This window comes from Nocardia sp. NPDC057440, assembly GCF_042802915.1.
Lineage (GTDB): Bacteria > Actinomycetota > Actinomycetes > Mycobacteriales > Mycobacteriaceae > Nocardia.
In genome coordinates this window covers 88,248-100,269 of sequence record NZ_JBHVDF010000016.1, presented here as the reverse complement: position 1 = coordinate 100,269, position 12,022 = coordinate 88,248, and the positions used below count along the sequence as shown (strand labels likewise).

The window sequence follows — 12,022 nt, the reverse complement described above, 5'->3', positions numbered from 1 at the left end:
CGAGACGTCACGATGTTCGGCGCGAAGGAGTGGTGATGAACGGACAATCGCGGGCGGTAGTTCTGGTGGAGGTGGTTTCGCCGGAGTTGTCGACACTGCGAGCGCTCGCCGATGGTGACGTGGGTGCCGCTGCGCGGACCTCTGGGCTGCCGATCACCGCGTATCTCACCGAACCGGATCTTCGGCGGACGTGGGGGTTGCGCTACGAGCAGGTTCGGGCGGACTCGGCGGTAGCGGCGTGGACGACGGGTGTTGTGCTGGACCGGCAGCGGAGAGTCTGTGTGGGGTGCGCCGGGTATCACGGTCCGCCGGATGCGCGCGGGATGGTCGAAGTCGGGTACGCCATCGATCCGCGGTTTCGGCGGCGCGGATATGCGCGGGCCGCGCTGGAGGTGTTGCTGGATCGGGCCGCGCGTGCGCCTGGCGTGCGTGTTGTTCGTGCGTCGATCGGCCAGGACAACCAACCGTCTCTGGCGTTGATCAGCGGGTACGGCTTCGTGCGGGTGGGTGAGCAGCTCGACCCGGTCGATGGTGTGGAGTTTGTTTACGAAGTCGCCGCGCGCACGGGCCGACTTCGGTAGAGCGGACGACTGAGGTCCGCGGCCCAGACGGGGGTTCGGGCCGGCCACATGCGCAGGGCGAGTTCGGAGATGTGGCGGAGGTCTTCGTGGTTGCAGCCGTTGGCGGCTTGGGTGGCGATGCCGTCGATGATGGCTGTGACGAAGTAGGCCAGGGCTTTCGGGTCGGCTTCGATCGGAAGGTCGCCCTCGGCGCGGGCGCGTTCGAGGCGGTGACACAGTGCCGCGGTGCTGCTGGTGCGCCGTGCGATGACTTCGGCCCGGATCGTGTCGGTGTCGGGGCCGCAGGCGTGTGCGTGACTGACGAGCAGGCAGCCGCGGGGTGTGTTCGGGCCCGCGGTGAGTGCGATCGTGCCGGACATCAGTGCTTCGGCGACCTCGACCGCGGTGGGGCGATTCAATGCGTGTGTCGCGAACGCGCGGGGGCCTTCGATGTAGCGGTCGAGGACTTTGCGGAAGAGGTCTTCTTTGTTGCCGAACGCGGCGTAGAGGCTGGGGCGGTTGATACCCATCGCCTCGGTCAGGTCCGAGAGTGCTGTGCCTTCGTATCCTTGGCGCCAGAACACGTCCATCGCCCGGTTGAGGGCGGCATCGGGGTCGAACTGTCGGGGCCGTCCGCCCACCATCGCGTTACCTCCACGTTTTTATACCTCTCGGTACAGTGCCCAGTCGGCCGGATGTCCAAACCTCCCCCGAATACAACCAGTCGAGTGTCCGATTGACACTAGCCGACGCATGGTCTAGCGCGATCGTGATCGGCGCATCGAGCGGGTTGTCGTGATGCAGGACATAGCGTGCCGACACCGAGTTGATCATCCAAGTGCCGCAGGCTATTTCATGGATCTGTCGGAGGCACCCGGTAAACTGAGTGCACTGCTTGGGAGGGGGAAGTTCTGATGTATGTATTGATGGCCGTTGTCTTTGTGCTCGCGGGCGCTGTGCTGGTGGGGTTCTATCCCGTCGCGGGCGGCGTTGCCTTCTTCATCGCGGTCGTGTTGGTGGGGGTCAGTGGTGTCCGTTTCCTTCGTCAGCGGAAACGTGCCGAGTCGTGGACTGCTGCGGGCCGGGCTCGGGCGGCGCAGGCCGGCGGCGGCGCCGCACTCGGTAGCTACATCAACGGTGGCGGTTGCAGTGGTGGTGGAGACGGCGGCTGCAGCGGCGGGGGTGGTTGCGGTGGAGGGGGCTGTGGCGGTGGCGGTGGTGAGTGAGATGCCTGCGGCGCCGGCAACTCTGTCGACCTCCGCAAGCGGTTCGAGTCATACCGGCCGCTAGTCGGCTCCTACTCTGTGCTGCCCCGGCTGCGCTTGCGCACATCAACCCGCGTGCGTTCGGGTCGGGCGCGGTTGAGGAGCCACAGGTGACGATCGAGTCGTCTGTGCTGTCGAGGTCCGGCCCGGTCAGCCCGGAGATGCGAACAAGCCGGTGGCGAACCGTGTTGCGGTGCAGGTACATCGCGGCGTCGATCGCAGTCGAGGAAAGTTGCGGGGTGTCCGATGAAGGTCTCCTGAACTTCCAGGCCGACACCGATCCGGCCGCGCGTCGTCATGGCCAGTGGTCGGGCGAATAGTCTGTGGCCGGGGCAGGAACATGATGAGTATTGAGACATCTATCCCGTTGCACGGCGCGGCATTCTTATGCCCTGTGCTCATGGAGTTGGCCCGCTGCCGATACTGTGACCTGGGGCGGAACGTCCTCGATGGCAGAACGCGCGTGTGACTTCACCGGTGCACGTGGTCCGTTCGACTTTCTCGTTGTGCGAAGCGGCATTTTATGTCCTCTCCGGCAGGCCGATAGCGTCGGATTCATGGAATGGAATCTTCAGTCGGCGGAAGAACTCGCGGCCGCCCTGCATGCTGGTGACGTGACCTCGGTGGAACTGACCGACGAGGCGATCGCTCGTATCGAGCGCGACGACAAGGCGATCAACGCGATCTGTGTACCGGATTTCGACCGCGCACGGGCCGCCGCAAGCCGGGCCGACCAGGCGCGCGCCCGCGGCGAGGACCGGCCGCTGCTCGGCATTCCGGTGACGGTCAAGGAGTCCTACAACATGGCCGGGCTGCCCACTACCTGGGGCATGCCGCAACACGCGAACTACGTACCGACCGAGGACGCGGTACAGGTGTCGCGGTTGAAGGCGGCCGGCGCGGTCGTGCTCGGGAAGACCAATGTGCCGTTGATGCTGCGAGATATCCAGAGCTTCAACGAGATCTACGGCACCACCAACAACCCGTGGGATCACGAGCGCACGTCGGGCGGATCCTCCGGCGGATCGGCCGCGGCCCTGGCGTCCGGATTCGGCGCGCTGTCCATCGGCTCCGACCTCGCCGGCTCGCTGCGCACCCCCGCGCATTTCTGCGGTATCTACGCACACAAGCCGACAGTCGGGCTGGCGGCGACCCGTGGCATGGTCGCGCCGCCCGCGCCGGCACTGCCGACCGATCTCGACCTCGCCGTCGTCGGTCCGATGGCGCGCACCGCCCGCGACCTCACGCTCCTGCTCGATGTGATGGCCGGACCTGACCCGCTGACCCACGGCGTCGCCTACGACGTCGCACTGCCGCCCGCGCGCCACGAGCGGCTGTCGGACTTCCGTGTCCTGATCATCGAGGACCATCCGCTCATTCCGACCGGATCGGCGGTGCGGGCGGGCGTGAACCGGGTCGCCGAGGCGCTCGTCGACGAGGGCGCCCGCGTCGAACGGCGCAGTCCGCTGCTGCCCGATCCGACCGAAGCGGCGACGCTCTACATGCTGCTGATGCTGTCGAACGCCGCCGCAGGTATTCCCGTCGACGTGTACGAACAGCTGCAGACCCGCGCCGCGGCCCTGAGCGCGGACGACCGGAGTCTCGATGCGGCGCGGCTGCGCGGCATGGTGCTCAGCCACCGCGACTGGGTCGAGGCGAACAACCGTCGCGAACTCCACCGCCACGGCTGGCGGCAGCTCTTCGCCGAGTTCGATGCCGTGGTGTGCCCCATCACGCCCACTCCCGCCTTCCCGCACGACCACAACGGAGGTCTCGAGAACCGGCACATCGACATCGACGGTGTCGAGTACCCGTACTTCGACCAGCTCGTCTGGGCCGGCGTGGCCACCATGCCCGGCCTGCCCGCCACCGCCATACCCACCGGCCGGTCCCCCGAGGGCCTACCAGTGGGAGTGCAGCTCATCGGTCCGATGTTCGAGGACCGCACCCCGCTGCGGCTGGCCGAACTGCTCGAGCAGACGATCGGCGGCTTCCAAGCACCGAAATAGGGCGCACCACCGGCACGTCAGCCCTCTCCATGGCGTTGCATGAACACAACATTGTTGCGTCTTGTTCGCGGAACGGCGGAATTCCCCTGGTAGACCCGCCATTCCGGCGGTGACACGCTGGAGTGCGAATGCCGGTCGACCTGCACCGCAATATCTATCGCGACAATGTGCAGTGTTGCGTTCAATGCAATTCATCTCAAAAGACTGGTCACAGGCCCAGTTTGGTGACGGCGTTGTCTTCCAACGGGTTTGCGGTGCGGATGTAGCCGTGCACCGTGCGGGGGTTCGACCAGCGGCCCTGGCGCATTATTTCGCGGTCGCTCGCGCCGCCGAGTGCGGCTTGGGTGGCGAAGCCTGCGCGCAGCGAGTGGCCGGAGAAGAGGGCGGGGTCGAGGCCTGCGCGGGCGGCGTAGCGCTTGACGAGTTCGGCGATGGCGCGCCCGGACATGGGGCGTGCGGCGATGCCACCGTGGCGGGTGATGGTGGGAAACAGAGGTTGGTCGGTGAGGGTGGTGCCTTGAAAGCCGTGGCAGCGATGGATGTCCGGGGGTGTCGGTGGGGTATCGGCGAGCCAGGCGTGCAGTCCTCCGGCGCCGTAGGCGGCATGGGCTTCGAGCAGGTGTATCCAGTCGGCGAACGCGCAGACGGGGCAGGTGTGCGGGCGTTGGCCACGGGGCAGCGCGACGCGTTGTTCGCTGATGCCGGTCGGGTCGGTTTTGGTGGTCGGCAGCTGGACCAGCAGGAGGGGTTCGCCGGTGTGATGGTCGAGGTGTACGCGAATGTCGGTGATGCGCAGGCCCGCGAGTTCGCTGCGGCGTAATGCACCGGCGAATCCGACCAGCAGCGCGAGGGTGTCGCGGCGGCGGGCGGGTTCGGTCGGCCAGCCCGGTTCGGGTAGACCGGCCAGTAACTGTTCGAGGGTGTGCAACAGGACGGGGCGTTTGCGCGTGGGTTGGGTGCGGCGGGTGCGGCGAATGCCGCGCAGGGTCAGGCGAACCACGTCGGAGCGGGTGGGGGAGGGCAGTCCGTTGGCGGCGTGGACGGCGGCGATCGCGGCGGCTTTGCGTTCGAGGGTGGCGGCGCTGAAAGCCCAGTGCTGGGACTCGGATTCGCTGTCACTGTGACGCAATGTGGCTGGATCGGTGTGACGTCGCGCGTCGGCGGCAGCGGCCAAATACACCGCGACGTCCAAGGCGTCTGCGGGCAGGGCCTGCCTATTTTCTGCCGCGCACCAGGCAGCCCAGGCGATCCAGTCGGTGCGGTAGGCACGCAGGGTATTCGCGGATTGGGATGCCTCGAGGTATCGGCGTAGCGATCCCGCTTGGTTGTCGTCGAAGCGTTCGCGCACCAATCGGAGTGCGGCAGCGTCGATCAGGACGCTGCGGACTCCTTTGCGCAGTTCGGCTTGCACCGAGTCCGGTACCGCGACAACAGCGGTTCGATCGTCCACGAATCAGCTCCCTAGTTTTCCATGATTCCGTAGCAGTTTCGTTTCGTCGGTATCAACCAAACGAAAACGGAACTCCTACACCGGCAATCGATAACTCTAGCGGAGCCTGACCGCCGATAAGGTTCACTTATCGGCGGTCAGGATCTCGTGTCGCGGAATGGGACGTAGTGAGGCGACACGCATTTCGTTTCGTCCTAATACGTTGGATCGGACGAAACAAACGCTACGATTCCAGCGTGTCCAGCGTATGCAACTACCCCGGCTGCCCCCGACCCATCACTCGCGGCGGCGGCCCCGGCCGCCCGTCGGAATACTGCGACCATCCGGAGCACACGCGATGGCGAGCCTGGCGCGAACGTCAACGGCAACAGCAGGAGTCGGACTCCACGACGGCTTCCGTCACAGTGACGCCACAGGGCCCGGTGACTGTCGCCCGCTTACGCGCCGACGAGCTGCTCGCCCAGTTCCGTGGATTGGCAGAACAATTGGGCACCACCCTGAACACCGCCGTTGCCGAACTGTCCACGCTGGCCGACCCTTCCATCGCGGAAGCGCAGGTCCAGGCCGTTCAGGCCGATGCGGCCCGCAGGATCGCCGAGGCCGAGATGGCCGGCGTCGCCGCCGAGCAGGCCCGACGCGACGCCGAGGAAGCCAAGGCGATCGCCGACGCCGCAGCAGAAGATGCCGCTGGCGCCGCCGAGCACGCGGAAAGTCTGGTCGCCGTGGCGAATACGGCCCGCGACGACGCATTGCGCGAGGTCGAACGCATCACCAGGCAAGCTGCCGACGACGTGTTCACCGCCCGCAGCGACGCCGAAGCCGAAATCCGCACCGCACGCCGCGAAGCCGCCGAGGAAATCGAGCGGATCCGGCAGGACGCCGCCGAACAGGTGCAACAGGCACAGCGGCGCGCCGACACAGAAATCGGACACACCCAACGTGAATCGGCGGCGCGGGTGGCATCCGCGCAGTCCGAACGCGATCTTGCCGTCCAGCGGGCCGCGGATGCCGAACGCGCGACCGAACGAGCGGAAAAGGCCGCCGCGGAACGGGTCGAAGCAGCCAACGAAGCGCGCGAGGAATGGCGCAGGGTCCGCGCCGAACTCGATGCGACGCGCACCGAGTTGGCGCAGGCGCGCCGCACGGCGATCGCGGAGCTCACCGTGGTGCGCACGGAAGCGGCGACCGCCATCGACAAGGCCCGCGCCGAGGCGGCCCACCGCATCGAAGCCCTGGACGAAGCCCGCACCCAAACCCTGACCCGCGCCGAACGCGCCGAAGCCCAGCTCGACGAGCTGCTCGCCCAGGCGCGGCGCGCAGGCGCGGCGAACGCACCCGGAGCGCAGTAGCCGACGCGGGACCGGGGAACCGAAGCTGGTGTGCTGGAACGTCCCCGACTTCGGATAGGGAAGTCCCGCTGAGATTGATCTTGCTGGGTCGGCGTTGTTCGCCGGGGGCTTCGAGCTGGCGGGACGGCACCGGAACGCGCCGAACTCGGCCGGAGATAGGTGTTGCGCCCTTCCGCCCCCAACTGCGTGCTCAGCGCACGGCAGCGCCGAACCACCTGGTCAGCTGGCCGAGCAGATCCTGCTGGTCTTCACCGACCCACGCCACGTAGCCGTCCGGCCGCAGCAGCACCGCGGGCACGTCCAGTTCCTCGCTGACCTCGACGACGTGGTCGACCCGGTCTGCCCAGCCCGCCACCGAGAGCAGACCGGTCTGGTCCAGCAGTAGTCCGTGGCCGCCATGCATGAGCTCGTAGAGGCGCCCCCGCTTCAGCCCGATGTCCCGCAGCCGTCGGCCGAGCAGTTCGTGACCCTCGCCGAGGTCGTAGCGGACCCCGATCGCGGTGACCTTCTCGGTCAGGTACCGGTTCACCTCCTCGAAGTCCATCAGTTCCGACAGCAGTCGGCGCACGGACCGTGGACCCGGCTCGGTGGACATCAGCTCGGACTGCACGCGGGTGTTGTTCAGCACGTCGGCGGCTACCGGGTGCCGTTCGGTGTGGTAGCTGTCCAGCAGCCCCTCTGGTGCCCAGCCATTGACCTCGGCGGCCAGTTTCCAGCCCAGATTGAACGCGTCCTGGACGCCGAGGTTGAGGCCCTGCCCGCCCAGCGGTGGGTGGACGTGCGCCGCGTCGCCGGCCAGCAGCACCCGGCCGACCCGGTAGCGCTCGGCCAGCCGGGTGGCGTCGCCGAAGCGGGACAGCCAACGCGGTGAGTGCACGCCGAAGTCGGTGCCGGCGAACACCCGCAGCTGTTGCTTGAACTCCTCGAGGGTCGGCGGGACCGACCGGTCTTCGGCCACCCCCTCGGCGGGCACGACGACGCGGTACACCCCGTCCCCGGAGGGCCCGGCGCCGAACCCCTTGTGGGTCTTGCGGACCTCGGCCACCACGGCGGCCAGCGTCTCCGGCGGCGCGGCCACCTCCATCTCGCCCAGCAACGACTCGACCCGGGTGGGCTCGCCGGGGAAGCCGACGCCGAGCAGCTTGCGCACCGTGCTGCGGCCGCCGTCGCAACCGACGAGGTAGCGCGAGCGCAACCGCGTGCCATCGGCCAGCTCGACGGTCACCCCGTCCTCGTTGTGGCTCAGCCCGACCAGTTCGCGGCCGCGCCGGATCTCGACGCCGAGCTCGCTGGCGTGCTCGGCCAGCAGGCGCTCGGTGACGGGCTGCGCGATGCCGAGGACGTACGGATGTGCGGTGTCCAGCCGGTCGGGCCGCGGCTTTTCGATGCCGGCGAAGAAGCCGCCGACCGGGTACTGCTTGCCGTGCGCGAGGAACCGCTCCAGCAGACCGCGCTGGTCCAGCACCTCAATACTGCGCACGTGCAGGCCGAGCGATCGGACATGCCTGGTCGGCTCGGCCTCCTTCTCCAGCACGAGCGCGTGCACGCCGTGCAGCCGCAACTCGCCGGCCAGCATCAAGCCGGTCGGTCCACCACCGGCAACGATCACGTCGATCATGAAAACCCCTCATTCGACAAGGTTGCATTTCGGCCAACTGCTCCGCGTAGTCCGGCGGCAACCGCACCGTGAGTCCCACCGGCGGTTCGACACCCCGCGAGACCTACACGTCCGACAAAACTCACGTACTTCGCGAATCCCTGATTCCGCAGGTTCTGGCTTCGGCTGGAGATTCTGCAGCACGACCCCGGTCTTGCCGCAAGGCCCCCGGTGCGCTATATGTTGAGAGTGGCAGGGAGTTGACAAGCTCCTTGCTATTTCTTTTGTCGTCCGCTGTGAACGACGATTCCGCGATCTCGATACGGTCGGCGATCAGAGTCTCCGTGGACATAGCGCCACATTTCGTGGCGCCACTGATATCGGCACCGCCAACTATATGGGTATTCATTGGCTGCGCCAACAATGTAGGGTGGCTGTCGTGGAACAGACACCCGCACGCCTGACCGCGAAGCCGAGTTGGCTGCTGACCCAGTTGGCAGTGCACGCCCACCGGTTGGCCTCCGACAGCTTCGGCGAGGTGGGTGCGCGTGGGTACCACTACCGCATTCTGGCCGCGCTGGACGAGTTCGGGATCGCCAGCCAGGCCGAGCTCGGTCGCCGGTGCAGCATGGACCGCAGCGACGTGGTGGCGGCGATCAACGAACTGTCCGAGCAGGGTTTCGTCGAGCGGACCCCGGACCCGGACGACCGAAGACGCAACATCGTGACCCTCACCAAGGCGGGCGACCGGCAACTGCGACGAATGGACCGAGCGCTCGACAAGGTGCAGGACGACCTACTCGGACCGCTTCCGGCCGAGGACAGAAAGAACTTGACCCGCCTGCTCACTCGACTGCTCACACATCACCAACGGGGGTGAGGAGGGCCGGCGAGCCTCAGTAAAGCGACTTGACGGCTGGCCACGACGCCTTGGCGTCGCGGCATCGCCGGACTGACCGGCCCGACGAAAAACCGCACCCGACGGAGGGTAGCCGCCCCTCGCCAGCGACCAGCGATCTTCCAGGGAATCCCGACACGGAGTCCTGCCCTGTGCAATTCGATCAAGATCAATCTCAGCGCCAACCCCGGTTCCATCGTCCCGGGGCCGGAATAGCCGATCTGGCAGGTGATTTCGGCCACTACTTGTCGGCGAAGGTGCCGACGGCAGCGGTCCGCGTCTGCCGAGATCTTCCGTCCGGTGCCGACAGGAGCCGTTATCGGCTCTGAAGGCTTCTGTCGAACGAGGCAACCCGGCACCGGCCACGAGCGCCACGGCGGTGGCCGGTGTCCCTATCGTGGTAGCACCGGTCGGGTGCCGACGTAGGCCGAGAGGTGCTCGCCGGTAAGGGTGGAACGGGCGGCGACGAGATCGGCGGGGGTGCCTTCGAAGACGATCCGGCCGCCGTCGTGGCCGGCGCCGGGGCCGAGGTCGATGATCCAGTCGGCGTGCGCCATGACTGCCTGATGGTGCTCGACGACGATGACCGACTTGCCGGAGTCGACGAGGCGGTCGAGCAAGCCGAGCAACTGCTCGACGTCGGCGAGGTGCAGACCCGCGGTCGGCTCGTCGAGAACGTAGACGCCGCCCTTCTCCGACATGTGAGTGGCCAGCTTGAGCCGCTGCCGCTCGCCGCCGGACAGCGTGGTGAGCGGCTGGCCGAGGCTGAGGTAGCCGAGCCCGACGTCGGCGAGCCGGCCGAGAATGGCGTGCGCGGCCGGTATGCCCGCGTCGCCGGCGCCGAAGAACTTCTCGGCCTCGGTCACCGACATCGCCAGCACCTCGCTGATGTCGCGGCCGCCGTGGTGGTATTCCAGCACCGACGCCTGATACCGCTTCCCCTCGCACTCCTCGCACGTGGTGGCGACACCGGCCATCATCGCCAGGTCGGTGTAGATCACCCCGACGCCGTTGCAGTTGGGGCAGGCGCCCTCGGAGTTGGCGCTGAACAGCGCGGGCTTCACGCCGTTGGCTTTCGCGAACGCCTTGCGGATCGGGTCGAGCAATCCGGTGTATGTCGCCGGGTTGCTGCGCCGCGAGCCGCGGATCGCGCCCTGGTCGACCGACACCACATCCACGCCGCGGGGGATCGACCCGTGCACGAGCGAGCTCTTGCCGGAGCCGGCGACGCCGGTGACGACGCAGAGCACCCCGAGCGGGATATCGACGTCGACGTCCTGGAGGTTGTGTGTCGTCGCGCCGCGGATCTCCAGCGTGCCGGTGGGCTTGCGCACAGTCTCTTTGACGGCGGCGCGGTCGTCGAAATGGCGGCCGGTGATGGTGCCGCTGGCTCGCAGTCCTTCGACGGTGCCCTCGAAGCAGACGGTGCCGCCTCCGGTACCGGCACCGGGGCCGAGGTCGACGACGTGGTCGGCGATCACGATCGTCTCCGGTTTGTGCTCCACGACGAGCACCGTGTTGCCCTTGTCCCGCAGTTGGCGCAGCAGGTCGTTCATCCGCTGGATGTCGTGTGGATGCAGCCCGATGGTGGGCTCGTCGAAGACGTAGGTGACGTCGGTGAGCGCCGACCCGAGGTGGCGGATCATCTTGACGCGCTGTGCCTCACCGCCCGACAGTGTGCCCGACGGCCGTTCGAGCGAGAGATATCCCAGCCCGATCTCCACGAACGAGTCGAGGGTGTGCCCCAGCGCGGCGAGCAACGGCGCGACCGAAGGCTCATCGAGGCCGCGGATCCATTCGGCGAGGTCGCTGATCTGCATCGCGCAGGCGTCGGCGATGTTGATCCCGCCGATCCGCGAGGAGCGGGCCAGCTCGCTGAGCCGGGTGCCACCGCATTCGGGACAGGTGGTGAAGGTGACCGCCCGGTCCACGAACGCCCGGATGTGCGGCTGCAGCGCGTCGGGGTCCTTGGCGAGGAACGACTTCTGCACCTTGGGGATCAGCCCCTCGTAGGTGAGGTTGACGCCGTCGACCTTCACCTTGGTCGGCTCTTTGTAGAGGAAGTCGTTGAGTTCCTTCTTGGTGTACTTGCGAATCGGCTTGTTCGGGTCGACGAAGCCCGACTCGGCGTAGACCCGCACCGTCCAGAAGCTGTCCGACTTCCAGCCCGGGATGGTGAACGCGCCGTCGGCAAGCGACTTGGAGTCGTCGTAGAGCTGGGTGAGGTCGATATCGGAGACCATGCCCCGGCCTTCGCAGCGCGGGCACATGCCGCCGGTGATGCTGAAGCTGCGCCGCTCCTTCACGGTCCGTCCGGCGCGTTCTATGGCGACCGCACCCGCTCCGCTGATCGAGGCGACGTTGAAGGAGAACGCCTGGGGCGAGCCGATGTGCGGCTGCCCGAGTCGGCTGAAGAGGATGCGCAGCATCGCGCTCGCGTCGGTGGCGGTCCCGACCGTGGAGCGGGGGTCGGCGCCCATCCGCTGCTGGTCGACGGTGATCACGGTCGTCAGCCCTTCGAGCACGTCGACCTCGGGCCGCGCCTGCGTTGGCATGAAGCCCTGCACGAAGGCGCTGTAGGTCTCGTTGATCAGCCGCTGCGACTCCGCGGCGATGGTGCTGAAGACCAGCGAGCTCTTGCCCGAGCCGGAGACACCGGTGAACACCGTCAGCCTGCGCTTGGGGATCTCGATGCTGACGTCCCGGAGGTTGTTCACGCGCGCGCCGTGCACGCGGATCAGATCGTGGCTGTCGGCAGCGTGCGGGGCGGGCGACTTCGTTTTCGTCCTCGTGGCCGTGGTCATCGTGTCTCCATCTGTTGCGCGGGCCGTGTTGGCGGTCTCCGTCGTCGTGGCCTTGCTCGATCTAATCAGGCTTCGATCAGTGCGTTTGGT

Annotated in this window: 10 protein-coding genes; 5 read left to right on the top strand and 5 right to left on the bottom strand. The window is 67.3% G+C overall.

Annotation, left to right across the window (positions count from 1 at the left end; translation table 11 throughout):
- The first annotated feature begins 35 nt into the window (after positions 1 to 35).
- Positions 36 to 581, top strand: a complete 546-nt coding sequence (locus tag ACFU4Z_RS28495) for a GNAT family N-acetyltransferase (RefSeq protein WP_379068682.1) — start codon at positions 36 to 38, stop codon at positions 579 to 581.
- On the opposite strand, the gene ACFU4Z_RS28490 is transcribed toward ACFU4Z_RS28495, so the two are convergent.
- Entirely contained in the window at positions 545 to 1,204 is a 660-nt protein-coding gene (locus ACFU4Z_RS28490) for a TetR/AcrR family transcriptional regulator (protein WP_379068679.1), read from the bottom strand. The genes ACFU4Z_RS28495 and ACFU4Z_RS28490 overlap by 37 nt on opposite strands.
- A gap of 270 nt (positions 1,205 to 1,474) precedes the next feature.
- Here ACFU4Z_RS28490 and ACFU4Z_RS28485 point away from each other — a divergent pair, with 270 nt between their 5' ends.
- Positions 1,475 to 1,786 (top strand): hypothetical protein, encoded by a 312-nt coding sequence (locus ACFU4Z_RS28485; protein ID WP_379068873.1) that lies wholly within the window; start codon positions 1,475 to 1,477, stop codon positions 1,784 to 1,786.
- Here ACFU4Z_RS28485 and ACFU4Z_RS28480 read toward each other — a convergent pair.
- Positions 1,692 to 2,030: a helix-turn-helix domain-containing protein gene (locus ACFU4Z_RS28480; RefSeq protein ID WP_379068863.1), complete on the bottom strand. Its 339-nt coding sequence runs from the start codon at positions 2,028 to 2,030 to the stop codon at positions 1,692 to 1,694. The two genes, ACFU4Z_RS28485 and ACFU4Z_RS28480, sit on opposite strands and share 95 nt — an antisense overlap.
- A 244-nt stretch (positions 2,031 to 2,274) precedes the next feature.
- On the opposite strand from ACFU4Z_RS28480, the gene ACFU4Z_RS28475 reads away from it, so the two are divergent.
- On the top strand, positions 2,275 to 3,834 hold the full coding sequence (locus ACFU4Z_RS28475; protein ID WP_379068677.1) for an amidase: 1,560 nt from the start codon (positions 2,275 to 2,277) through the stop codon (positions 3,832 to 3,834).
- A gap of 208 nt (positions 3,835 to 4,042) precedes the next feature.
- Here ACFU4Z_RS28475 and ACFU4Z_RS28470 read toward each other — a convergent pair whose 3' ends face one another.
- Positions 4,043 to 5,284, bottom strand: a complete 1,242-nt coding sequence (locus ACFU4Z_RS28470) for a site-specific integrase (RefSeq protein ID WP_379068674.1) — start codon at positions 5,282 to 5,284, stop codon at positions 4,043 to 4,045.
- Positions 5,285 to 5,520: 236 nt separating this feature from the next.
- Between ACFU4Z_RS28470 and ACFU4Z_RS28465 the strand changes: the two genes are divergently transcribed.
- Complete coding sequence (locus ACFU4Z_RS28465) at positions 5,521 to 6,633, top strand: hypothetical protein (protein WP_379068671.1); 1,113 nt, start codon at positions 5,521 to 5,523, stop codon at positions 6,631 to 6,633.
- A gap of 190 nt (positions 6,634 to 6,823) precedes the next feature.
- On the opposite strand, the gene rox is transcribed toward ACFU4Z_RS28465, so the two are convergent.
- Positions 6,824 to 8,251, bottom strand: a complete 1,428-nt coding sequence (gene rox / locus ACFU4Z_RS28460; protein ID WP_379068668.1) for a rifampin monooxygenase — start codon at positions 8,249 to 8,251, stop codon at positions 6,824 to 6,826.
- Positions 8,252 to 8,669: 418 nt separating this feature from the next.
- On the opposite strand from rox, the gene ACFU4Z_RS28455 reads away from it, so the two are divergent.
- Complete coding sequence (locus ACFU4Z_RS28455) at positions 8,670 to 9,110, top strand: MarR family winged helix-turn-helix transcriptional regulator (protein WP_379068665.1); 441 nt, start codon at positions 8,670 to 8,672, stop codon at positions 9,108 to 9,110.
- Between the two features lie 410 nt (positions 9,111 to 9,520).
- Here the strand turns inward: ACFU4Z_RS28455 and ACFU4Z_RS28450 are convergent, their stop codons facing one another.
- A complete protein-coding gene (locus tag ACFU4Z_RS28450) occupies positions 9,521 to 11,932 on the bottom strand; it encodes an ATP-binding cassette domain-containing protein (RefSeq protein ID WP_379068662.1) in 2,412 nt (803 codons plus the stop codon).
- Positions 11,933 to 12,022 lie beyond the last annotated feature (90 nt).

Bases quoted from the DNA above. Each gene is read 5' to 3' on its own strand.
- ACFU4Z_RS28495 (WP_379068682.1), top strand. From the start codon at position 36: ATGAACGGACAATCGCGGGCGGTAGTTCTGGTGGAGGTGGTTTCGCCG.
- ACFU4Z_RS28490 (WP_379068679.1), bottom strand. From the start codon at position 1,204: ATGGTGGGCGGACGGCCCCGACAGTTCGACCCCGATGCCGCCCTCAAC.
- ACFU4Z_RS28485 (WP_379068873.1), top strand. From the start codon at position 1,475: ATGTATGTATTGATGGCCGTTGTCTTTGTGCTCGCGGGCGCTGTGCTG.
- ACFU4Z_RS28480 (WP_379068863.1), bottom strand. From the start codon at position 2,030: ATGTACCTGCACCGCAACACGGTTCGCCACCGGCTTGTTCGCATCTCC.
- ACFU4Z_RS28475 (WP_379068677.1), top strand. From the start codon at position 2,275: ATGGCAGAACGCGCGTGTGACTTCACCGGTGCACGTGGTCCGTTCGAC.
- rox (WP_379068668.1), bottom strand. From the start codon at position 8,251: ATGATCGACGTGATCGTTGCCGGTGGTGGACCGACCGGCTTGATGCTG.
- ACFU4Z_RS28450 (WP_379068662.1), bottom strand. From the start codon at position 11,932: ATGACCACGGCCACGAGGACGAAAACGAAGTCGCCCGCCCCGCACGCT.